The organism is Nocardia violaceofusca NBRC 14427, assembly GCF_963869435.1.
GTDB classification, from domain to species: domain Bacteria; phylum Actinomycetota; class Actinomycetes; order Mycobacteriales; family Mycobacteriaceae; genus Nocardia; species Nocardia aobensis.
In genome coordinates, this window is the sequence record NZ_CAWMPM010000027.1 from 1 (window position 1) to 22375 (window position 22375).

22 protein-coding genes are annotated in these 22375 nt (G+C 67.8%); 13 read left to right on the forward strand and 9 right to left on the reverse strand.

Translation table 11 applies throughout. From position 1 onward, the window contains the following. A partial coding sequence (locus AC5592_RS22465) for a hypothetical protein (RefSeq protein WP_371507404.1) occupies positions 1 to 256 on the forward strand: 256 nt, incomplete at its 5' end. Positions 257 to 279: 23 nt separating this feature from the next. Here AC5592_RS22465 and AC5592_RS22470 read toward each other — a convergent pair. Then, on the reverse strand, positions 280 to 771 hold the full coding sequence (locus tag AC5592_RS22470; RefSeq protein ID WP_036505827.1) for a SixA phosphatase family protein: 492 nt from the start codon (positions 769 to 771) through the stop codon (positions 280 to 282). A 188-nt stretch (positions 772 to 959) separates the two neighbouring features. Here AC5592_RS22470 and AC5592_RS22475 point away from each other — a divergent pair, with 188 nt between their 5' ends. Next, the gene (locus AC5592_RS22475; RefSeq protein WP_036505826.1) at positions 960 to 2627 is read left to right on the forward strand and encodes an FAD-dependent oxidoreductase; all 1668 of its coding nucleotides are present in this window, start codon (positions 960 to 962) and stop codon (positions 2625 to 2627) included. Positions 2628 to 2707: 80 nt separating this feature from the next. Here AC5592_RS22475 and AC5592_RS22480 read toward each other — a convergent pair whose 3' ends face one another. The 3 genes from AC5592_RS22480 to AC5592_RS22490 all read right to left on the reverse strand — a co-directional run bounded on the left by AC5592_RS22480 (position 2708) and on the right by AC5592_RS22490 (position 5157). Continuing rightward, complete coding sequence (locus AC5592_RS22480) at positions 2708 to 3481, reverse strand: acyl-[acyl-carrier-protein] thioesterase (protein WP_036505825.1); 774 nt, start codon at positions 3479 to 3481, stop codon at positions 2708 to 2710. A gap of 159 nt (positions 3482 to 3640) precedes the next feature. Then, positions 3641 to 4840 (reverse strand): lytic transglycosylase domain-containing protein, encoded by a 1200-nt coding sequence (locus tag AC5592_RS22485; protein ID WP_063065363.1) that lies wholly within the window; start codon positions 4838 to 4840, stop codon positions 3641 to 3643. After that, positions 4837 to 5157 (reverse strand): WXG100 family type VII secretion target, encoded by a 321-nt coding sequence (locus tag AC5592_RS22490; protein WP_051025181.1) that lies wholly within the window; start codon positions 5155 to 5157, stop codon positions 4837 to 4839. The genes AC5592_RS22485 and AC5592_RS22490 overlap by 4 nt, the downstream gene beginning before the upstream one ends. A 123-nt stretch (positions 5158 to 5280) precedes the next feature. On the opposite strand from AC5592_RS22490, the gene AC5592_RS22495 reads away from it, so the two are divergent. Both AC5592_RS22495 and AC5592_RS22500 read left to right on the forward strand, forming a co-directional pair. Then, positions 5281 to 6255 (forward strand): NADPH:quinone oxidoreductase family protein, encoded by a 975-nt coding sequence (locus tag AC5592_RS22495; RefSeq protein WP_036505823.1) that lies wholly within the window; start codon positions 5281 to 5283, stop codon positions 6253 to 6255. Positions 6256 to 6312: 57 nt separating this feature from the next. Further along, the gene (locus tag AC5592_RS22500) at positions 6313 to 7431 is read left to right on the forward strand and encodes a winged helix DNA-binding domain-containing protein (protein WP_063065364.1); all 1119 of its coding nucleotides are present in this window, start codon (positions 6313 to 6315) and stop codon (positions 7429 to 7431) included. A 74-nt stretch (positions 7432 to 7505) separates the two neighbouring features. Here AC5592_RS22500 and AC5592_RS22505 read toward each other — a convergent pair whose 3' ends face one another. Continuing rightward, on the reverse strand, positions 7506 to 8027 hold the full coding sequence (locus tag AC5592_RS22505) for an Lrp/AsnC family transcriptional regulator (RefSeq protein ID WP_063065365.1): 522 nt from the start codon (positions 8025 to 8027) through the stop codon (positions 7506 to 7508). Positions 8028 to 8191: 164 nt separating this feature from the next. Here AC5592_RS22505 and hppD point away from each other — a divergent pair, with 164 nt between their 5' ends. Continuing rightward, on the forward strand, positions 8192 to 9385 hold the full coding sequence (gene hppD / locus AC5592_RS22510) for a 4-hydroxyphenylpyruvate dioxygenase (RefSeq protein WP_036505820.1): 1194 nt from the start codon (positions 8192 to 8194) through the stop codon (positions 9383 to 9385). A gap of 10 nt (positions 9386 to 9395) precedes the next feature. On the opposite strand, the gene AC5592_RS22515 is transcribed toward hppD, so the two are convergent. After that, positions 9396 to 10073 (reverse strand): VC0807 family protein, encoded by a 678-nt coding sequence (locus tag AC5592_RS22515; RefSeq protein WP_063065366.1) that lies wholly within the window; start codon positions 10071 to 10073, stop codon positions 9396 to 9398. A gap of 207 nt (positions 10074 to 10280) precedes the next feature. Here AC5592_RS22515 and AC5592_RS22520 point away from each other — a divergent pair, with 207 nt between their 5' ends. The 8 genes from AC5592_RS22520 to tuf all read left to right on the forward strand — a co-directional run bounded on the left by AC5592_RS22520 (position 10281) and on the right by tuf (position 18142). After that, entirely contained in the window at positions 10281 to 11441 is a 1161-nt protein-coding gene (locus AC5592_RS22520; RefSeq protein ID WP_063065367.1) for a sensor histidine kinase, read from the forward strand. Beyond that, complete coding sequence (locus AC5592_RS22525; RefSeq protein ID WP_036505818.1) at positions 11434 to 12123, forward strand: response regulator; 690 nt, start codon at positions 11434 to 11436, stop codon at positions 12121 to 12123. The genes AC5592_RS22520 and AC5592_RS22525 overlap by 8 nt, the downstream gene beginning before the upstream one ends. 55 nt (positions 12124 to 12178) lie before the next feature. Continuing rightward, positions 12179 to 12709 carry a DUF3558 domain-containing protein gene (locus tag AC5592_RS22530; protein WP_036505817.1) on the forward strand — a complete coding sequence of 177 codons (531 nt, stop codon included), beginning with the start codon at positions 12179 to 12181 and terminating at the stop codon, positions 12707 to 12709. 23 nt (positions 12710 to 12732) lie between these two features. Continuing rightward, positions 12733 to 13293 (forward strand): DUF3558 domain-containing protein, encoded by a 561-nt coding sequence (locus tag AC5592_RS22535; RefSeq protein WP_063065389.1) that lies wholly within the window; start codon positions 12733 to 12735, stop codon positions 13291 to 13293. Positions 13294 to 13679: 386 nt separating this feature from the next. After that, positions 13680 to 14054 carry a 30S ribosomal protein S12 gene (gene rpsL, locus AC5592_RS22540; RefSeq protein ID WP_014353064.1) on the forward strand — a complete coding sequence of 125 codons (375 nt, stop codon included), beginning with the start codon at positions 13680 to 13682 and terminating at the stop codon, positions 14052 to 14054. A gap of 1 nt (position 14055) precedes the next feature. Next, complete coding sequence (gene rpsG, locus AC5592_RS22545; protein ID WP_030517120.1) at positions 14056 to 14526, forward strand: 30S ribosomal protein S7; 471 nt, start codon at positions 14056 to 14058, stop codon at positions 14524 to 14526. A 207-nt stretch (positions 14527 to 14733) separates the two neighbouring features. Further along, the gene (gene fusA, locus AC5592_RS22550) at positions 14734 to 16836 is read left to right on the forward strand and encodes an elongation factor G (protein WP_036505816.1); all 2103 of its coding nucleotides are present in this window, start codon (positions 14734 to 14736) and stop codon (positions 16834 to 16836) included. A 115-nt stretch (positions 16837 to 16951) separates the two neighbouring features. After that, complete coding sequence (tuf, locus tag AC5592_RS22555; protein WP_036505815.1) at positions 16952 to 18142, forward strand: elongation factor Tu; 1191 nt, start codon at positions 16952 to 16954, stop codon at positions 18140 to 18142. Between the two features lie 79 nt (positions 18143 to 18221). On the opposite strand, the gene AC5592_RS22560 is transcribed toward tuf, so the two are convergent. From AC5592_RS22560 to AC5592_RS22570, 3 genes are all read right to left on the reverse strand, one after another. Further along, positions 18222 to 20420, reverse strand: a complete 2199-nt coding sequence (locus tag AC5592_RS22560; RefSeq protein WP_036505814.1) for a hypothetical protein — start codon at positions 20418 to 20420, stop codon at positions 18222 to 18224. Positions 20421 to 20500: 80 nt separating this feature from the next. Further along, complete coding sequence (locus tag AC5592_RS22565) at positions 20501 to 20881, reverse strand: cupin domain-containing protein (RefSeq protein ID WP_036505830.1); 381 nt, start codon at positions 20879 to 20881, stop codon at positions 20501 to 20503. Positions 20882 to 20892: 11 nt separating this feature from the next. Then, on the reverse strand, positions 20893 to 22323 hold the full coding sequence (locus AC5592_RS22570) for an MFS transporter (protein ID WP_063065368.1): 1431 nt from the start codon (positions 22321 to 22323) through the stop codon (positions 20893 to 20895). Between the last annotated feature and the right edge of the window lie 52 nt (positions 22324 to 22375).

A 22375-nucleotide genomic window follows, 5' to 3' on the forward strand; every position in this document is an offset into this window, starting at 1 on the left:
GCTGGGTTGCCGGACAATTCGGGCGCATCTCGCGCCGACCACCTACCCTGAGTACATGGCCAAGGAAATCGATCGGGTCCGGGCGCGGTCGGCGCTGGAGACGGTCAAGGAAAGCCCGTTCATCGCTCTCGTCGCGGCGGTCCCGGTGATCGTCGTCCTGGGCGTCGTCTGGGCGCTGACGAACTGGTTCGTCGCGTTGCTGGTGCTCGTGCTGCTCGGCGCGGTCGTCGTCGTGCGCGGCAAATTCCTACGCTGACAAGCCTTTTCTCGAACAGCGCGTCAGCGCGGCACGTGGAACCGGACCAATTCACCGGTGCCGGGGTCCGCGCGCGACCACGGCCGGTCGAATTCCAGCACCGCCAGTGCGGAGGTCGGGAATTTGCGGCTGAGCTCTTCGGCCGGCAGCGACGCGCGATTGGCCGCCAGCTCCCACGCCGTCCACGGCATCCCCGGCGAGTGGCCGATCAGCAGCAGCGTCTGCACGTCGTCGTCGGTCAGCTGGATCAATTCGATCAGGGTGTGCGGCGTGGCCTCGTAGATCGAATGCTCGTAGACGACCGGCGCGTCGACGCCGGTCGCGGCCAGCGTTTCGCGGGTCCGGACCGCGTCCGAACAGGACACCGCGTCGATCGCCGGCTGGGTCTCGCGCAGCCAGGTTCCGGCCAGCGCCGCCTCGCGCCGCCCCCGTGGCGCCAGCGGCCGGTCGTGGTCGTCGACACCCGGCGGATATGCGGATTTACCGTGTCGCATCAGGATCAGCGTCCGCGCCATGAGCAATACCGTAGCGCCGTAGAAAGTAAACGGTGTTATCTAAATCGCTACCTGATGAGAGATGTAACTCACTCTCGAGGCACACTGAAGGTAGTGTCACAGCGGGGGCCGACCGGCAACCGGTGCGATGCACGCCCTGTCCAAACCCGGGTGGGGACGTCCCATGATGTTTCGAGGATCTGCGAGATATGGCCTACGTGATCACGCAGCGTTGTTGCAACGACGCCAGCTGCGTTCCCGAGTGCCCGGTCGATTGCATTCGTCCCACTCCGGAGCAACCCGAGTTCGCGACGACCGAGCAGCTGTACATCGACCCCGACACCTGTATCGACTGTGGTGCGTGTGTGGATGCCTGCCCGGTGGAGGCCATCTTCTCCGAGGACGATCTGACGGCGTCGCTGGCTCGTTTCCGCGATATCAACGCCGCCTACTTCCAGCGGCATCCGCTGGAGTCGAATTTCGACCCGCTGGTGACTCCGGCACGCCCGCCGAAGGAGCTGGGCACGCTGCGGGTGGCGATCGTCGGCGCCGGGCCCGCGGCCTGCTACGCCGCCGACGAGTTGCTTCGCCGGGCCGATGTCGAGGTGGAGATGTTCGACCGGCTGCCCACCCCGTGGGGTCTGGTGCGCGCCGGGGTGGCCCCGGATCATCCGGGCACCAAGTCGGTGTCTGCCATGTTCGAGAGCGCGTTCCGTCGTGACACTCTGCAGTACCGCCTGAATGTCGAGGTGGGTAAACATATTTCGCACGAGGAGCTGCAGGCTCATCACCATGCGGTGATCTACGCCGTGGGCGCCTCGGCCGACCGCCGCCTGGACGTGCCGGGTGAGGATCTGCCCGGCAGCCACTCGGCGACCGAGTTCGTGGCCTGGTACAACGGCCACCCCGACTACGCCGAGCGCGGTTTCGACCTGTCCGGTGAGCGGGTGGTGATCGTGGGTAACGGCAACGTCGCCCTCGACGTCGCGCGCGTGCTGACGCTGCCGCCGGATGAGCTGGCCAAGACCGATATCGCCGACCACGCCCTGGACGCGCTGCGCGACAGCAATGTTCGTGAGGTCGTGGTGCTCGGCCGGCGTGGACCGCTGCAGGCGGCCTACACGTCGGCGGAATTTTTGGCGTTGGGGCATCTGAAGGGCGTCGATGTGATCATCGACCCGGCCGAGCTGGAGCTGGATCCGGCGAGCCAGGCGCTGCTGGATGACCCGGATATCGAGCCTTCGCTGCGGCTGAAGTACGAACTGGCCCAGGAATACGCGGCCAAGGCCCCCAATCCGGACAACAAGCGCATCGTGTTCCGCTACCTGGCCTCACCGACCGAGATCCGCGGCGACGGTCATGTCGAGGAGCTCGAGTTCGTGCACAACGAACTGGTTTCCGAGGACGGGCGCGTGGTTGCGCGGGCCTCGGATCGCCGCGAGACGCTGCCGGCGTCGATGGTGTTGCGGTCCATCGGCTATCGCGGTGTTCCCATCGCGGATCTGCCGTTCGACGAGCGCGCCGGGATCGTGCCCAACGAGCACGGCCGCGTGGTCGCCGACGGCGCGCACGTCACCGGCGTCTATGTGTCGGGCTGGATCAAGCGTGGTCCGCGTGGCGTGATCGGTTCCAACCGCGTCGATGCCACCGAAACCGTGGAACAGCTGCTCGAGGACTTCACCTCCGGCAAACTGGCTGCCCCGCAAGGAGATCGGGCCGCGCTCGAGGCCCTGCTCGCCCAGCGCCAGCCCGACGCCGTCGGCCGCGACGGCTGGAAGGCCATCGACGCCGCCGAGAAGAACGCCGGCAAGTCCGGCGGACGCCCGCGCGTCAAATTCACCACCATCGAGGATCTGCTCAAAGCCGCACGCGGCTGAACGCCGGCTCTTCCGGACCCTCCCCGTATGAGGGTCCGGAAGTCGGCGGGGGTCGTTCGCGAACTCTCCGCTATCCGCGCTCAGGTCGGTAGCGCGCCGATCCGCACGGTGGTGGTGATGGTGCCGCCGACCATGAACCACAGCCGTAGCACCGGCTGGCCGTTGCGGTCGCCGGGCTCGTAGCGGCTGCGCACGCTGATGTGCTGGCGGGCCAGCACCGGCGCGACATATTCGATCACCGCGCGATGCGGCCCGGCCACCAACTTCGGATAGTCCACCAGGAAGTGTTCCACCGCCTGCCAGTACATGGCGTTGTTGACGTGGTTGAACTGGTCGATATCGGTCGCGCGCACCGGGAACGTCAGATCGGTGTCCGATTCCGGCGGCACCGCATCGGTCAGCCACGGCCGCCAGCGCAGCCGATGTTCGTCGGTGGTGCGGGCCAGATGTGCCAATCCCTGGTCGCTGATCCGGGTCGGCATATTCGTCGACTCGTTGATATTGATCCAGAAGCCTTCGGTCTCGATCAGGCCGCCGCTGTCGCTGGTGATCCGCACCCGCATATTCGTCCACCGGGTCGACATCGCCGAACACCAGCGCCGCAACTGCACCCGGTCCGGCCAGACGATCGGACGCACCACGTCGATCACGGTGCGGCGCACGATCCACGCCGGGTCCGTGCGGTGGAAGAACGTGGTGTGCAACTCTTCCCACGCGATGTCTTGCAAATATCGAGCCACGGCGTCGAGCCGCAGCCGGCTGTAGGGATCTACATCGCCAGCCCGGATGGGCCACGCCGAGGCGAAGCCCATGCCCTCCTGGGGAAGCGGGGCGAGTGGCTGATCGAGTGACACTGGTGCTCCTCGCGCTGCACGGTGTGCCGCGTACTTCATGCGGTGCTTCTTGTGACATGACTTTACGGGGCGCAGGTCACACTGTTACGCCGAGATGGCTCTACTCACACGTAGCAAATGTCCAGTTGTGTCGCGGCGTGGGGTGTTCGCGGCCGCCGATCAGTAGCCGACGTAGCCGCCACCACCGGAGACCGCGGAAACGCCCGGCACATTGTCGAGCGAACCGTAGCGGTCGATCGAGTAGCGCGTGGCGGCCACGATGTTGTCGACCGGGTTCCAGATGTCGGTGTGGCCCGGGGCCGCATGGGCGTTGAAGGTGCTGTCGATGCACTGCATCAGACCCTTCGACGGATGGCCGGCCGCCGCGTTGCTGTCCCAGTTGTTGATCGCGTTCGGATCGCCGCCGGATTCGTGCTCGATGATGAGCGCGATGGCGTTCTCGTCGATCGATTCCGGGGGATAGCCCATCTCGATCAGGACCTGTTTGGCCTGGGCGATCCACTGCTGCACATCACCGGACGGATGGGCCGTGGGCGGCGGGCCGCTGGTGGGGCCGTTGGAGCTGCCGCCGCCGTAGCTGCCGCCGCTGTAGGAACTGGTGCCGCCGCCGTGATGGGAGTTGCCCATCAGGCTGGAGGACGCCGGGATGCCCGAATGGCTCGCGACCGGTGTGGCGGTCGGGGCGGCGGGTGGCGCCGCCGCGGCGGGGACGGTGGGAGCGGGTGGCGCCGGAGGTGCGGCGCCGGCGCCGGTGACCGGGTCGCCGAGTCCGGCGAACGCGGCATCGACCGGGGCCTTGGCGCCGTTGAGGGCCGTGATCGCCGAATCCGCGACCGTCTGCGCGTTTTTCAGGGCGTTGACGATCGCCCACTCGTGCGCGGCGGCATCCGTCTTGATCTCGGTGGTCTTCGCCGTGTACTCGATGTCGTTGAGCTTGTCGCGGTGCTGGTCGAGCCAGTCGAGCCGCTGCTGCGGATTCACCGTGCCGTCGGGATTCACTTCGAACGCCGGCATCACGCTGGGGGCGGGTACGAAGGTCGCCTGATCGCGCATCTGCAGCACCGCGAGCTTGGCGTTCTTCAGATTCTCGACCTGTTGGTTCAGTGCCGTCTGCAATCCCAGAACCGCCTGGCTCACTGTCGAAGCCCGGCTTTTCTCCACCTGCATCCGGCCGTCGGCGGCCTGCGCGGCACCGCCGCCCCATTTCTGGTCCTGACCGAGTTTCTGCGTGCTGTTCACGGCGGCGACGACGGCCTGGTCGAGGTCCCCGGAGAGTTTGCCGACGGCGGTCGCGGCGGTGCCCAGCTTGTCCGGGTCCCATTTCTCGACGTCGGGGATGGTCAATGCCGCGCCGCTCATGCGCGGATACCGATCTTGTTCAGATCGTCGCGCAACTGCTGGTCGGTATCGATGATGACCTTGCCGGCCTGTTCGACGGTGTCGGCGATATGCGTTACGCGCGAACCGATTCGCTTCAACGCGTTCTCGACCGAATCCTTGGCGCCGTTGCAGGCCGCGTCCCAGCCGGTGCCCGGAAGCGCCCCGGCGGCGCCGGCCAGCCCGGAGTCGAGTTTGCCGATGGCGTCGGACTCGTCGCGCAGGGTTTTCGCGAAACTTTGCAGGGCCGCGGGATCGATCTTCATCGCGTTCGCGGGTGGATCGTTGGGACCGGCCATGAGAAATCCCCCTCTTCGCTCAGTTCAGCGGGCCCAAGCGTAGCAAATCGGGGACCTGTGGACAGGGGTGTGCGAAGACCGGTTAACTTGTGGGAAAGCAGCCGCGGACAGAGAGGTCGTTTCATGCGCGCAGCCCAGGTGAGCAAGCTCGAGGGGCCCGAATCCATCGAGGTCGTGGACATCCCCGAACCGGCGGAATTCCCCGGTGGAGTGGTGATCGACGTCCATGCCGCGGGGGTGGCGTTTCCGGATGTGCTGATGACCCGGGGGCTCTATCAGATGAAACCCGAACTGCCGTTCGTGGTCGGTGGCGAGGTGGCCGGGGTCGTGCGCTCGGCGCCCGAGGATGCGCGGGTCCGGGCGGGTGATCGGGTGGTGGCGCTGACCATGCTGGGCAATGCCGTCGCCGAAACCGCGGTCACCGCCAAGGAGATGGTGTTCCGGCTGCCGGACAACATTTCCCTCGAAGCGGGTGCGGGAATTCTGTTCAACGATCTGACCGTGCACTTCTGCCTGCGCAACCGGGGCCGGTTGGCCGAGGGGGAGACCGTGCTCGTGCACGGCGCCGCCGGCGGCATCGGCACCTCCACCCTGCGCATGGCGAAGGCGCTGGGCGCGGGCCGGGTGATCGCCGTGGTGAGTACCGAGGAGAAGGCCGAGGTCGCGCGGGCCAACGGCGCCTCCGATGTGGTACTCACCGACGGCTGGCTGGCCGCGGTGAAGGAACTGACCGACGGGCGGGGCGTCGATATAGTGCTCGATCCGGTCGGCGGCGACCGGTTCACCGACAGCATTCGCTCGCTGGCGCCGGCCGGGCGGTTGCTCGTGGTCGGCTTCACCGCGGGTGAAATCCCCACCGTGAAGGTGAATCGCTTGCTGCTCAAGAACGTCGAGGTGATCGGCGCGGCCTGGGGAGAATGGGTGATGACCCATCCGGGCTATCTGCAGGAGCAGTGGGACGAGGTCGCGCCGCTGCTGGAATCGGGCAAGATCGCGGCGCCGCAGCCCGTGCTGTACCCGCTGACGGAGACCGCGGCCGCCGTCGCCGCGCTCGACAACCGTTCGGCGAAGGGCAAAGTCGTCGTCACCGTGCGCTGAGCGGCTCTCGTCCGGCAGGCGTTCGATGTCGGTGCCGGGCCGTAGGGTGAGCGCATCATGAAACTGTCCGATCGGATTCTGAATCGCACCCTGCTGGCCCGGCAGCACCTGCTGCGCCGGTCGTCGGTGCCGGTCCCGCAGCTGTGTGAACATCTGGTCGGGCTGCAGGCCCAGGACGTGACGCCGCCGTACGTCGGATTGTGGAGCCGGATCAGCGATTTCGACCCGGCGGCGGTCTCGGCCGGACTCGAGAATCGCTCGCTGGTGCGAATCACGTTGATGCGCGCCACTATTCACCTGGTGACGGCGGCGGATGCGCTGCGCATCGCGCCGCATATCCAGCCGGAACTGGAGAAGATCCCGTTCCGCAAGGGCTTCTTCTACGGCGCGATGGTCGGGCTCGATCCCGAGGAGGTACGCGCCCGGGGTGAGAAGGTGCTGGGGGCGCAGCCGATGTCGTCGGCAGAGCTGCGCGCCCGCGCCGTCGAGGAATATCCCGACCGCGAGCCCACTGCCGTGACGCAGACCTGGCTCTATCAGCTTCCGGTGTTGCAGACCCCGCCGCGCGGCTTGTGGCGGAACAACAGCCGTCCGGTGTGGTCGCGCATCGAACCCTGGCTGGACGCGCCCCTCGACGAGGCATATCCGGTGCAGGAGTTGGTCGTTCGCTATCTGCGCGCCTTCGGCCCCGCGACCACGATGGATGTGCAGACCTGGTCGCGACTGCTCGGTATCAAGGAAATTCTGGACGGGCTGGGCGACCGCGTGCGCACCTACACCGACGAGCGCGGCCGCGTCCTCTACGACGCCGCCGACGCCGAACTCGCCGATCCCGATCTGCCCGTACCTGTCCGGCTGCTGGGCTGGTACGACAACGTCCTGCTGTCGCATCGGGATCGCAGCCGGATCATTCCCGGGAACGCCCCGCTGCCCCTGCACCATATGGCCGCGCAGGTGTGTCCGGTGCTCATCGACGGGTTTCTGGCCGGCATCTACAAGATCTTCGTCGAGAAGTCGGCGGCGCGGTTGCGCATCGCCCCGAGCCGGGAGTGGTCGGCGCGGGAAGCGGCCGAGGTCGAAGCGGAAGCACGCGACCTGCTGGATTTCCTGGAACCGAACTTGCCGCCCGACGTCGAAATCCTCGCGCCCGGAGCGAATCTCAAAACCCGGGCATAGCATCGGGTGCTTGCCGCGGCCACGAGCGGACGGGCCGCCCCACATCGCGGCAGAACCCCCGCGCCGGGGCGCGCTCAGGGCGTCGAATTCCGGTATGCCGGAGCCTTACTCGTCCCCGCCGGGGTGAGCGTGCGCAGCAGCGGCAGTGTGCGCTGGGCGACCACCGTGGACAGCACGATCACACTGTGCGACCGCACCACCGCGGCGCTGCGGTCGATACTCAGCAGCACCGCCTGCAGGCCCGCATGCGAATCGGCGCCGATGCGGCACAGGACATCGCTGGAACCGGTGGTCGCATAGGCCTCGAGCACGCCGGGGATGGCCTCCAGATCGGTGGTCACCGCGTCCAGCGCGCCCTGGGCGATCTCCAGGCTCACGAAGGCCTGCACGTCGAATCCGGCGGCGGTGACGTCGACCCGCGGATCGTAGGAGGCGATGACCCCGGCCTCCTCCATGCGCGCGATGCGCGACTGTACGGTCGCCCGAGCCACCCGGGTGCGTCGCGACAGCTCGAGGACGCCCGCCTTCTGGTACTCGTGCATGGCGGTGAGGATCGCCAGATCCAGTTCGTCCAGTTTGGCGTGGGTGCGCGTCATCGTCGTCTCCTGTATTCGGCCCGGCGCCGCGCCACCCGCGACGTGGGCGCGCAGCTATTCAAATTGTCCAGCACTCGGCGGCCTGTGGTGACCAATTGAGCCAGGGTGTCTACTCGAAATCCTCGATATTGCCCAGAACCTCGGCGCGGAGATTATCTGGAGGCATGACAATCGAGGACCTCTCCCGCACCACCCGGCCCGCGGTGCCGGGCGATGCGGAGCTGCGCCGGCTGGTCGGCCTGGTCGACCACGATCCCGGTGCCGATCCCTTCCCCGTCCTCGGGTGGGACGCGCTGGTGTGGGTGGTCGGCAACGCGACCCAGTTCACGCACTATCTGCAGGCCTTCGGAATGGCGCTGGAGGCCTATTCCGGACCGGAGACCGGCAATCGTGACCACAAGTCCTACGTATTGCGCAGCGGCAGTGCGCGATTCGTGGTGTGCGGGGCGGTGGATCCGGCCAGTCCGCTGGTCGCCCACCACGACCGGCACGGCGACGGCATCGTCGACATCGCGCTCGAGGTGCCCGATGTGGACCGCTGCATCGCCCACGCCCGGCGCCACGGCGCGCGGATCCTGGCCGAGCCGCACGACGCGTCGGACGAATTCGGCACGGTCCGCACGGCTGCCCTGGCCACCTACGGCGAAACCCGCCACACCCTCGTCGACCGGTCGCGCTATCACGGTCCGTATCTGCCCGGATATATCGCACGCCGGTCGGGTTATCAGCCGCGGGTGCCGCATCGGCTGTTCCAGGCCGTGGACCATGTCGTGGGCAATGTGGAGCTCGGGCGGATGGACGAGTGGGTGGAGTTCTATCGCCGCGTCATGGGCTTCACCGATATGGCGGAATTCGTCGGCGACGATATCGCGACCGAATATTCGGCCCTGATGAGCAAGGTCGTGGCCAACGGCAACCATCGCGTGAAATTCCCGTTGAACGAACCGGCGGCCGGGCGTAAACGCTCACAGATCGACGAATATCTGGAGTTCTACGGCGGCCCCGGCGTGCAGCACATCGCCCTGGCCACCGGCGACATCCTGAGCACGGTCGACGCCCTGCGCCGCGAAGGCATCGAATTCCTCGACACCCCGGACGCCTATTACGAGGATCCCGAACTGCGCGCCCGCATCGGCCACGTCCGGGTGCCGGTGCGGCACCTGCAGTCGCGCGGCATTCTCGTCGACCGCGACGAGGACGGCTATCTGCTGCAGATCTTCTGCAAACCCCTCACCGACCGCCCGACCGTATTCTTCGAATTGATCGAGCGGCACGGCTCACTGGGCTTCGGAAAGGGGAATTTCCGGGCCCTCTTCCAGGCGATCGAGCGGGAACAGCACGCGCGCGGGAATCTGTGACCGGCCGCCCTCACTCGGCGTCGGGCAGGGCGCGCAGCCGCGCCTTGACGTCGAGGCGCCGCCGCGACCGCACCGTGTAGAACCCCAGCGCGGCGATGATCGCCCATTGCACCGGGTTCATCAGCGCGACGGACGCCGATACCGGCAGGGAGTAGATCAGCAGGAGCCGTACCACCGCGTCGGCCGCGAGTCCGGCGCTCCACACCACCGTGGCGGTCGTGAACGTGTGACGGACGTCGGAGTCGTTGTACCACAACGTTTCCCAGCGTGCCGCGGAATCCGGTCCGAGTGCGTGCATGCGCCGCGAGACCGCGAACATCGCCGGCCGGCCCAGCAGGCAACTGCCCGCCAGCAGCACGCTGATCACCGCCGAGGTGATCGGATCCTTCGCCAGCATCATTCGCTCGTCGCCGCCCAGTACGGCCAGTACCAGACCCAGCGCGTTGAGCAGGAAGACGAATACGGCGACGCCGTCGGCCTTGCGGCGCGCCGCGGCGATGCCGAGCGCCCAAATGCCCGCGACGACCGTCGAACACACCAGCGCGCGATAGCTGGTGCACCCGGCCGCGATCAGCAGATAGTAGGTCGCGGGCGACAGCCCGATATCGGCTGCGAGTGCCAGCACCCGCCGCGCCCGGCGTAGTCGGCTACCGGAGCTGTCGAGAGTGCGTGTGGCGGTGTCGGGCATCGGTATCTCCCCTGCGAGTACTGGACGTTATGTCGTTGCCACGCTAGGGATTTCGGACCTGCGCGCGCCTCGGCCGGGAGATGGATCGTGAGATCTCCACCCGCGGGTGGAGCGACCGCGGCGGCATCTCGGCCCGGCGGACCTTCCGGCGACGATCCCGCCGCGCCTACCGTCGTGGTACCGACGCGGAATGTCGTCAGGAGGGTCATGCGAGAGGGGTTGCGGGAGTTCGGGCGACGGCTGATCGGCAACGATCCCGACGCCAGCCCGCTGATGCGTGTCATCGGCGCGACGTTGCTGGCCGCCAATCTGCTGTTCGACCACCGCGATCCGCTGCCGGCGTGGCTGTGGGCGGTGCTGGTGGCCGCCTATGCCGGGTGGCTCGTGTTCGCCGTGGTCGAATCCCGGTATCCGCGGGCGGCCACTTTGGCGTTGACCTGGTGCGCGTTGCTGAGCGCGGCGGTCGTCGGACCGGCCCCCGACATCTCCGCGTTCATCATGCTGTGCGCGGCGGCCAGCGTGCTCGCCCAGCAGTTCCGGTCCGGCACCCGAGTGATCCTGCTGGGGTTCGCGGCCGAGGTCGCGGTCCTGATCGCCGGTTGCGCGCTGGCCGGCAAGGACATCGGCGATACGCTCACCTATGTCGGCGTGCTCGTCATTCTGTTGCTGCTCGGGTTGTATCGGCGCCTGCACCGACTGCGCGTCCGCCAGACCCGACTGCTGCTCGAGCAGACCCGTCGCGCGCAGGACGAACACGCCCGGGCGGCGGCGCTGGACGAACGCGCCCGGATCGCGCGGGAGCTGCACGACGTCCTGGCGCATTCGCTCGGTGCGCTGAGTATGCAGTTGGAGGTCGCGGAACTGCTGCTCGACGAAAGAGGCGATATACCGGGCGCATTGGCGCATGTGCGGCGCTCGCACCGGCTCGCCCGCGACGGGGTGATCGAGGCGCGCGGTGCGGTGGCCGCGCTGCGCGGCGACGTGCCACCGCTGCCCGATGCCGTGCGTGAACTGGTCGAGAGCTATCGCCGCGATCATCGGATGACGGTGGAGTTGCGCTGTGACGGTCCCGCCCGGCCGGTGGATTCGGGTGCCGCGGTCTCGCTGGTGCGCACACTGCGCGAGGCGCTGACGAATGCCGCCAAGCACGCACCGGGGCGGCCGGTGCACGTCGCGCTCGTCTTCACGGCCGGCGAGGTGCGACTGTCGGTGCGAAACGCGGTCGCGGAAAAGCAGACTCGCGATCCGCTGCCCGGCGGGTACGGTCTGACCGGAATGCGTGAGCGGATCGCATTGGCCGGGGGCGCACTGTCGTCCGGTGTGGCCGACGGCGAATGGGTTGTGACGGCGGAGGTTCCGATTGAGTGAGCGCCGGGAGCCGCTGCGGGTGCTGGTGGTCGACGACCAGCAGGTGATGCGTGAGGGTCTGGTCGCACTGCTGGGACTGGTCGACGAGGTGAGCGTGGTCGGCGCCGCGGGGGACGGGGAACAGGCACTGCGGGCGGTGGCGGAGACCGATCCGGACGTGGTGCTCATGGATCTGCGGATGCCCGTCCTGGACGGTGTCGAGGCGACCCGCCGGATCGCGGCCGGCCATCCCGGGACCGCGGTGCTGGTGCTGACCACCTACGCCGACGACGCCTCGATCGTGAGCGCGTTGCGAGCGGGTGCGCGCGGCTACCTCACCAAGGACGCCGGCCGGGAGGAGATCGTCGCCGCCCTGCGCGCCGCGGCGGCCGGGCAGTCCACCTTCGACGCCACGGTGTCCCGGCGGCTGGTGGACGCGCTGATCGGTGAAGCTCCCCGATCCGAGGCGGTGTCCGCCCCCGCTACGCCGAATCCCGACGGCCTCACCGCTCGCGAGGCGGAGGTTGTCGCGCTGATCACGCGCGGACTGAGCAACGCCGAGATAGCCGCCCACCTGTTCGTCTCGCCGGCGACGGTGAAGACCCACATCAACAACGCCTTCGCCAAGATCGGCGCCCGCAACCGCGCCGACGCGGTCCGCTACGGTTACCGCCACGGCCTGGCCGACCCGACCGCCGAGTAGCCGGGTCGGCGCAGCGGAGGAGCACCTGCGCCGCCGATAACATAGAGTGCCCATCATGCGATTGACGGCGGCGATTGTCACCGGGACGGCTCTCGCGGCGCTGCTGGCGGGTTGCGGGTCGGGGGATGATTCGGGCAGCGACTCTCCGTCGGTCCGCCCGCCCGCGAAGGTGGCGGCGCTGGGTCCGTTCGCGGGGGAGTGCGGGCATGTCACCGATGACGAGGTCCGGAATCTGGGTGGGCTCGGTCAGATCTCGCAGGTGTTCAAGAACTCGGTCGGCTGCAATTGGCAGGCGGGCGGAATCGGCGGTCCGAGTGTGACGTTCGCGTCGTATCGGGGCAGCCCGATCGGGCGGGAGAAGGCGTGGGTCACCGCGCAGGGCCGCAATCCGGAGTCGATCGAGGTCGGCGGTCATCAGGGTTTCCAGGACGCGAGCCAGGACGGCACCATCTGTGATTTCGCCGTGCAGCTCGGCGACGACTTCTTCGAATGGTCGACCTCGGCCGGCGCGTTCGGGCAGGTGTCGGCGACGCCGTGCGACAAGAACCGCAAACTGGCCGAACTGACCGTGCAGCGTCTGAAGTGAGGGCGGCTGATATGAGCAACGGCATGCGTGATGGGGGCCGCGTCCGGCGCGGTGTGCGGGCGGGCGGGATCGCGGTCCTCGCGCTCACGGTCGGGGTGGCGGTCGGCGGCTGCGGCCGCACGGTCTCCGGGACCGCGTTGCCGGCGGGTAGCGGCGGCGGGGTCAACATGAACTTCGACAAGTTGCTGCGCGAATGCGAGGTCGTCAAGCAGGACGACATCGCCAAGGCGACCGGTGCCCAGGACGCACAGGGTTCGTTCAACGGCGCGGTGTGCATGTGGGATCTGTCGGGTACGCCCGGCGGCGACGGGATGGCCACGCTGAACTGGTACGAGATGGGTTCGCTGCCGAACGAGAAGGCCAACAACGACCGGCTCGGCTACATCACCACCGATGTGAACGTGCAGGGCCGGCGCTCGCTGCAGGTGCAGCGGCCGGGCGATCCGGATTCGTGCGGCGTGATGGCGCCGGCCGCGGACACCGGGATCATCGGCTGGTGGGTGAACTACCGGCCGGGTGGCCATCCGGATCCGTGTGCCGGGGCGAAGAAGCTGGCCGAGTTGACGCTGAATCTGGCGCGCTGAGGCGAGCCCTGCCCCGGATGCGCCGATCGGTGGACCTCGAGAGATAGTGAAATCGCATAGTCGGTGGTGGGCCCGGGCATGCGGACCCCACTTTTGCCCCCCGCCGCGCCGACGGGTATCGTGGATCGCTGTGCCCGGAAGCGTGCGGGCAAGTTTGTGCGTAGAACGTAAGCCAGCGAGAGCGGCCGACCGTTTCAGCGTGCCCGGAAAAGTAGGCATGTACTGCGCGCGACACGCCCGACCTCGGGACGCGTGCGAACGCGATCCGGGCAAGTGGTGACAGCTCTATGACCGCGGCGTGAACTCCGGGGAATCGGGGAGCGCCGCCGACAAACAGACATCGAAGAGTTCCAGACACCTGGTTACTGAATAAGGAAAGCCGGTATATGCCAACCATCAACCAGCTGGTCCGCAAGGGTCGTCGCGACAAGGTCGCCAAGACCAAGACTGCGGCCCTGAAGGGGAGCCCGCAGCGTCGTGGCGTGTGCACCCGCGTGTACACCACGACCCCGAAGAAGCCGAACTCCGCGCTGCGTAAGGTCGCGCGTGTTCGCCTGACCAGCGCGGTCGAGGTCACGGCTTACATCCCGGGCGAGGGTCACAACCTGCAGGAGCACTCGATGGTGCTCGTTCGCGGTGGTCGTGTGAAGGACCTCCCCGGTGTGCGCTACAAGATCATCCGCGGCTCGCTCGACACCCAGGGTGTGAAGAACCGCAAGCAGGCCCGCAGCCGCTACGGCGCCAAGAAGGAGAAGAGCTGATATGCCACGCAAGGGCCCCGCACCCAAGCGTCCGCTGATCAACGATCCGGTCTACGGATCGCCGCTGGTCACTCAGCTGGTCAACAAGATCCTGCTGGACGGCAAGAAGTCGACCGCCGAGCGCATCGTCTACGGTGCCCTCGAGCAGGCGCGCGAGAAGACCGGCACCGATCCGGTCGTGACCCTCAAGCGTGCGCTCGACAACGTCAAGCCCGCCCTCGAGGTGAAGCCGCGTCGTGTCGGTGGCGCCACCTACCAGGTCCCGGTCGAGGTTCGTCCGGGTCGCGCCAACACCCTGGCGCTGCGCTGGCTGGTCAACTACTCGCGCGCGCGTCGTGAGAAGACCATGATCGAGCGTCTGGCCAACGAGCTGCTGGATGCGAGCAACGGTCTGGGCGCTTCGGTGAAGCGTCGCGAGGACACCCACAAGATGGCCGAGTCCAACCGGGCGTTCGCGCACTACCGCTGGTGATTGGTCACCCGGTCCGCCGGTGAAGGAACGGCGCCGGGAGGCGAGTCACAGTCGGGTGCGGCACGTGCTCTCAGCAGGGCACTTATCAGCCGCACCCGACGTTGACATAGTGAAGGCCAGGGGCCCGCATCGCGGCGGAACCGCCCGGGCCGTTCCCGAAAATACCGACTAGCTGATCGCTAACAGAGCAGAGCGGGGAAGATTTCCGTGGCACAGGACGTGCTCACCGACCTCAACAAGGTCCGCAACATCGGCATCATGGCGCACATCGATGCCGGCAAGACGACCACGACCGAACGAATCCTGTTCTACACCGGTGTGAACTACAAGATCGGTGAGACCCACGACGGTGCGTCGACCACCGACTGGATGGAGCAGGAGCAGGAACGCGGCATCACCATCACCTCGGCGGCGGTGACGTGTTTCTGGAACCAGAACCAGATCAACATCATCGACACCCCCGGCCACGTCGACTTCACCGTCGAGGTGGAGCGTTCGCTGCGCGTGCTCGACGGCGCCGTCGCGGTGTTCGACGGTAAAGAGGGCGTCGAGCCGCAGTCCGAGCAGGTCTGGCGTCAGGCCGACAAGTACGACGTGCCGCGCATCTGCTTCGTCAACAAGATGGACAAGCTGGGCGCCGACTTCTACTTCACCGTGCAGACCATCAAGGACCGTCTCGGTGCGAAGCCGCTGGTCATCCAGCTGCCGATCGGCGCGGAGGACACCTTCGAGGGCATCGTCGACCTGGTCGAGATGAACGCCAAGGTGTGGACCGGCGAGACGAAGCTCGGTGAGAAGTACGAGGTCCAGGAAATCCCGGCCGATCTCAAGGAGAAGGCCGAGCAGTACCGCCAGGAGCTGCTCGAGACCGTCGCCGAGTCGGACGAGGCGCTGCTGGAGAAGTTCTTCGGTGGCGAGGAGCTCTCGATCGACGAGATCAAGGGCGCCATCCGGAAGCTGACCGTCGCCTCGGAGCTGTACCCGGTGCTGTGTGGTTCGGCGTTCAAGAACAAGGGCGTGCAGCCCATGCTCGACGCCGTCGTGGACTACCTGCCCTCGCCGCTGGACGTCGAGAACGTGGAAGGCCACGTCCCCGGCAAGGAAGACGAGGTCATCACTCGTAAGCCGAGTGCCGACGAGCCCTTCGCCGCGCTGGCGTTCAAGATCGCCGTGCACCCGTTCTTCGGCAAGCTGACCTACGTCCGCGTGTATTCGGGCAAGGTCGACTCCGGCGCTCAGGTCATCAACTCGACCAAGAGCAAGAAGGAGCGTCTGGGCAAGCTGTTCCAGATGCACTCCAACAAGGAGAACCCGGTTCCCTCGGCGTCGGCCGGCCACATCTACGCGGTCATCGGCCTGAAGGACACCACCACCGGTGACACCCTGTGCGATCCGCAGAACCAGATCGTGCTGGAGTCCATGACCTTCCCGGATCCGGTCATCGAGGTCTCGATCGAGCCCAAGACCAAGTCCGACCAGGAGAAGCTGGGCACCGCGATCCAGAAGCTGGCCGAAGAGGACCCGACCTTCTCCGTCAAGCTGGATGCCGAAACCGGCCAGACCGTCATCGGCGGTATGGGCGAGTTGCACCTCGACATCCTCGTCGACCGGATGAAGCGCGAGTTCAAGGTCGAGGCGAACGTCGGTAAGCCGCAGGTCGCGTACCGCGAGACGATCACCAAGCCGGTCGAGAAGCTCGAGTACACGCACAAGAAGCAGACCGGTGGTTCGGGTCAGTTCGCCCGCGTCATCATCGGCCTGGAGCCCTTCACCGGCGAGGACGGCGCGACCTACGAGTTCGAGAACAAGGTCACCGGTGGTCGCGTTCCGCGCGAGTACATCCCGTCGGTGGACGCCGGCATCCAGGACTCCATGCAGTACGGTGTCCTCGCCGGTTACCCGCTGGTCAACCTGAAGGCCACCCTGCTCGACGGCGCCTACCACGAGGTCGACTCCTCGGAAATGGCGTTCAAGATCGCGGGTTCGATGGCGCTGAAGGAAGCGGCCCGTAAGGCCGGTCCGGTGATCCTCGAGCCGCTCATGGCTGTCGAGGTCATCACGCCCGAGGACTACATGGGCGATGTGATCGGCGACCTGAACTCCCGCCGTGGCCAGATCCAGGCCATGGAGGAACGCAGTGGTGCCCGTGTCGTCAAGGCGCTGGTTCCGCTCTCGGAGATGTTCGGTTACATCGGTGACCTGCGGTCGAAGACCCAGGGCCGGGCGAACTACTCCATGGTGTTCGATTCGTACGCGGAGGTTCCGGCCAACGTGGCGAAGGAGATCATCGCCAAGGCGACCGGCGAGTAATCGCAGTCGGGGCGGATTTGCGAGAATCCGCCCCGTTCGGTCGCGCACGACCCCCTGTAAGTACAAACCGCACTGCTGCACAAAAGCACGCACTAACTAGTCCAGGAGGACAACAGTGGCGAAGGCGAAGTTCGAGCGGACGAAGCCCCACGTCAACATCGGCACCATCGGTCACGTCGACCACGGCAAGACCACGCTGACCGCGGCGATCACCAAGGTGCTGGCTGACAAGTACCCGGACCTGAACCAGAGCTTTGCGTTCGACCAGATCGACAAGGCTCCGGAGGAGAAGGCTCGTGGTATCACGATCAACATCTCCCACGTCGAGTACCAGACCGAGAAGCGTCACTACGCGCACGTCGACGCCCCCGGCCACGCCGACTACATCAAGAACATGATCACCGGTGCGGCCCAGATGGACGGCGCGATCCTCGTGGTCGCCGCCACCGACGGCCCGATGCCGCAGACTCGTGAGCACGTGCTGCTCGCCCGTCAGGTCGGCGTGCCCTACATCCTGGTCGCGCTGAACAAGTCGGACATGGTCGACGACGAGGAAATCCTCGAGCTCGTCGAGATGGAGGTCCGCGAGCTGCTGGCCGCCCAGGAGTTCGACGAGGACGCCCCCGTCGTCCGCGTCTCCGGCCTGAAGGCCCTCGAGGGTGACGAGAAGTGGGTCGAGTCGGTCGTCGAGCTGATGAACGCTGTCGACGAGTCCATCCCGGACCCGGTTCGTGAGACCGACAAGCCGTTCCTGATGCCGATCGAGGATGTTTTCACCATCACCGGTCGTGGCACCGTGGTCACCGGTCGTGTCGAGCGTGGCGTGATCAACGTCAACGAAGAGGTCGAGATCGTGGGTATCCGCGAGAAGACCCAGAAGACCACCATCACCGGCATCGAGATGTTCCGCAAGCTGCTGGACCAGGGCCAGGCCGGCGACAACGTCGGTCTGCTGGTTCGTGGTCTGAAGCGTGACGACGTCGAGCGTGGTCAGGTCGTCGTCAAGCCGGGCACCACCACCCCGCACACCGAGTTCGAGGGCCAGGCGTACATCCTGTCGAAGGACGAGGGTGGCCGTCACACCCCGTTCTTCAACAACTACCGCCCGCAGTTCTACTTCCGCACCACCGACGTGACCGGCGTCGTGACCCTCCCCGAGGGCACCGAGATGGTCATGCCGGGCGACAACACCGAGATGAGCGTCAAGCTGATCCAGCCGGTCGCCATGGAAGAGGGCCTGCGCTTCGCGATCCGCGAGGGTGGCCGCACCGTCGGCGCCGGCCGCGTCACCAAGGTCATCAAGTGACCCTGTGAGACAACGCCGTCACGACACGTGACAGCATGAAAAGGGCCGTTCCCCTTGGGGAGCGGCCCTTTTCGCGTTCTCAGTTCTCGGTGGCGGCCAGGAGGGCTTCGGCGAATTCGCGCATCTGGTCGGCGCCGCCGAACCAGGTGGTGACGAGTTCGACTGCGGCGGTGCGGGTTCGGTGGGCGGCGGTGATGAGTCCGTTGAGGTCGACGTCGCCGGCTTCGGCGTTGCGGGCCACATTCTCCAGGGTGTGGCTGGCCAGCAGTAGCTGCATCACCAGGCCGACGTCGATGGCCGGGGGTTCGCCGGTGGTTTCGGCTCGGCGGCGGGCCGCGCGCCGGGAGGTCGGGGGCACGCCGGTGCGGGACGCGATGTCGGTCGGGGTGTCGCCGGAGTGGTGATCGCTGGTGGCGCGGCGATTTCGGCGGCCGCCGGTACCCGCTGCCGGTTCCGCGTGAACGGCGTCGATTGCCGAATCATGCGATGTGGCAACCTCTTCCGCCATCTCGGTCGCCGGGTGGTCGTCGGCTCTGGTTCCCTCCGCGGGCGACCGGTGCCGGCTGGTCGGAACGAATTCCGCCGCAGGGGCTTCCGCTGCGCGTCGTCGGAGGATGTCGGTATCGGACGGTTCGAGGAGGGTGCTCGGGGCGGAGCGCAGTCCCACCGTCGCCCCGTTGCGGGTGGGGAACGGGCGCGCGGTGGCGTCGGCGCTCTCCGCGCGGCTGCGAATCGCCGGCAGCGTGTCGGTGTTCTGCCAGGACTGCGGGTCTGCGGAGTCGGCTCGGTCCGTACCGTCTGCCGGGCCGGAATGGGCCGGGCCGGTTGTTTCGGCGTGGTCGGATCGGGGCTGCTCGTTCGAATGCCGATGCGGAAGCCGAGCCGCGGGGCGCGACTTCTCGTCCTCCTCGGTGGTGGCGTCCGTCGTCGGAACCGCCTCGGCGACAGGGTGTTCGGCGGCGATTCGCGCGCTGTCGGCGACCGATGCGGCGCGCGTGCTGTGTGTGGTGTGGTCGCCGTCGGTCGGCGATTCCGTAGCGGTCGTGGGCCGACGGGCGTCGTCGCCCGGTTGTCCGGCCGGCGATGTCGTCGCGGCCGGCGCGGGGGCGGCCTCGCCGCTGGGTGATGTCGCGCGTGCGGTCGCCGATTCGTCGTCGCTCGCCGTCGTGCGGCGGGGCTCAGCTTCGTCGGCCGGCGCGACTGTGGTGGCCGGCAACTCCGTGCTCGCGGGGCGCGTGGTGCCGTGCTGGCCCTCGCCCGCGGGTTCGGCTGCCGTGGTCGCGGTGATCTCACCGGACAGCCGGGAGGCGGCGGTACCGGCGGCGGGCTCGTTGTCGCGTGCCCGCCGGGCGGCCCGGGGGATGGGGCGGCGGGTGGCTTCCGGGCGGGCATCTGCGCTCGCCGGTGCGGCGGCAGATTCCGTTGCGGCATCGGCCGCTTCGGTCCGGGCGATGCCGTGGGCAGGGGTGGGGAGCCGCGTCGGCAGTTTCGGCGGAGCCGGGACGGATGCGGTGGACGAGGCATCCGATTCGGCCGAATCGGCCCGACGCGGCTCCGGCGGCTCGGCAGGAGTCGCCTCGGCGGGAGACGCCTCGGCGGGCTGGTTCTCGGCGCTACGGGAACGACTCTGGCGCCCGGGGTCGATGCCCAGGCTCTCCGCGATGCGGCGGACCGTGTCCTCCGGATCCTGTGATCCGGCGTCGAGTTGGTCTGCCCAGCTTGCCTTTTCCGGCGTGTCGATCTCGCCGGGAGCCGCGGACGATCCCAGGACCCCCGATCTCGGATCCACGGGAGGCATCTCCGCTGCGCTCACCGCGAAACTGGAGGTGGGAGCGGATTCGTCGCCGGCCGAGGTGGGATCGCCCTGCGGCTGCCCCGCGCCCCGCTCGTAGTCCGCATCGAACGGCGAGGCGAACATGCTGCGCTGCGCGGGTTCTCGGGTGGGCAGCGGCGGGATAGCGGTGCGGGCCGACGTGTCGCGGACCGGCAGCGGCGGTGCGGCAGGAGGCGCCGGAACCGCGCTGCCGCTGAGGTAGTCGGGTGAATAGGACGGAACATCGGTCGGCGAGGCGCCCGGTGGCGACCCGAAAACGCTCTCGCCCTTTCCGGACTCACCGAATTCGGCACTGTCCCAGCGCAGTCCGAACTTCTCGGCGCCGCCGTGCGCGGGTCCGCTGCTGCCCGCCTGCTGACCCGGCTCCTCCTCGGAGCGGGTCAGTCGGTGCCCCTCTCGTGCGGTATGGGGTTCTCCGAAACGGGCATTGGCTGGATCCGTCATACACCCCATTCTTATCGCTCGCCTTTCCGGGTGCGAGTTCGCGGGGTGTGCGACGGGTCCCGCCACCGTTGCGCCGCAGCTCAATCCGTCCGTTTCTCGAGTTCGGTGCCGCGGCGCAGGGTGAGCGACATCAATTCGCTCGGCTCGTCCACTTCGATTCGATGCCAGCGTCCGCGCGGCACGATGAACGCCTGTCCGGCGCGCAGGGATACCGATGCCGCCGGGTCGCCGCTCTCGCGCAGATATATCTGTATCCCGCCCGAGAGCACCGCCACCAGTTCCTCTCCGCTCGGATGCATTTCCCAGTGATCACCGTGGACGTCGGCGTCGGTGGCCACCCGGAAGGCCGCCAGGGTCCATCCCTCCACCTCTCCGGACATGCGGCGTTGTTCATCGAAAACCCGGCCGTCGGGCAGCATTCGGATCCCGCGTGCGAACAGGTCGACAGGTGCGAGTGACATGGTGTTTCCTTTCATTCGGCCACGACCGGAGCCGGGGCGGGCAGGGGTGTGGAGGTGGATCGGCCGGTGGTCCGCGGCATGACCACCGCAGCGACGACCCCGGCCGCGAGGAGCAGGACCGCGCCGATCGCCAGCCCGGTCGCATATCCCGCGGTGACGGCCTGGGGCGTCTGCGCCGATCCGGTGCGCTGGGCGGCGACCGAGGCCAGGGCGGCCAATCCGATCGCGCCGCCGATCTGGCGGGCACTGTTCATCAGCCCGGATGCCATGCCGGCCTCCGCGGGGGCGACGCCGGTGGTCGCCGCGGCCGCGAGCGGCGCCAGGCACAGGCCGAAGCCGATACTGGTGACGAGCGAGGGGCCCAGTACCGCGGTGGCGAAGTCGCCACCGGCGTCCAGCAGGGCGAACCATCCGAGGCCCGCGGCGGCGAGCAGCGATCCGGAGATCAGCAGGGTGCGCGGCGCACGCCGGTGGCCGAGCCGAGTCGCGACCACGGTCCCGGCGACGACCCCGGCGGAGAACGGAACGAAGGCCAGACCCGTTGCCGCCGCGGACATTCCGAGCGACTGCTGCATATAGAGCGAGACGAAGTAGAAGGCAGAAAACTGTCCCGCCGCGGCCAGAGCGATGAACAGATCCGCCGCGGCGACCCACCGGTTGCGCAGCAGCGACAGCCGTATCAGCGGCACCGAGGCCCGCCGTTCGAACCATACGAAGGCCGCCAGGAGTACCAGTGCGGCCACGACCGTCGCCACGGTCGCGGGCGAGAACCACCCGTAGCGATCGGTACGGACAACGGCGAGAACGAGCAATCCGGCGCCGCCGGTCGCGGTGAGCGCCCCGGCGATGTCGAGCGGTGGGCGCATCCCGTCGCGGCGGTCGGCCGGGATGCCGAAGAGGCCGAGTCCCAGCACGATCGCGGCGATCGGCAGATTGACGAGCATCACCCACCGCCATCCGGCGTATTCGGTGAGGATGCCGCCCAGCAATACGCCCAGCGCGCCACCGGCGCCGTTCGCCGCACTCCACAGTCCGAAGGCGCGCACCCGCGCTGGGCCGTGCGGGAACAGGACGGTCAGCATCGCGAGGGTCGCCGGTGCGACGGCCGCGGCCGCCACGCCCTGCACAGCGCGCGCGGCGATCAATTGCCACGGCTGCTGGGCCAGCCCACCGGCCAGCGAGGCGAGGGCGAATCCGCACAGCCCGAGCGCGAACAGCCGCCGACGGCCGAACAGGTCGCCGGCCCGCCCGCCCAGCAGGAGGAATCCGCCGAAGGTCAGGGCGTAGACGTGCACCACCCACGACAGATTGATCGGTGCGAACCCCAGCTCCCGGCGAACGGCGGGCAGCGCCACGTTCACCACTGCCATATCCAGCGCAATCATCAACTGCGCCATCGTGATCGCCGCCAGAGCGAACCCCGGCGAATACTTTCTATACATGTATAAAAAGTAACCGACCGCACTGCTCGTTGTCGAGACCTCGTGTCAAGAT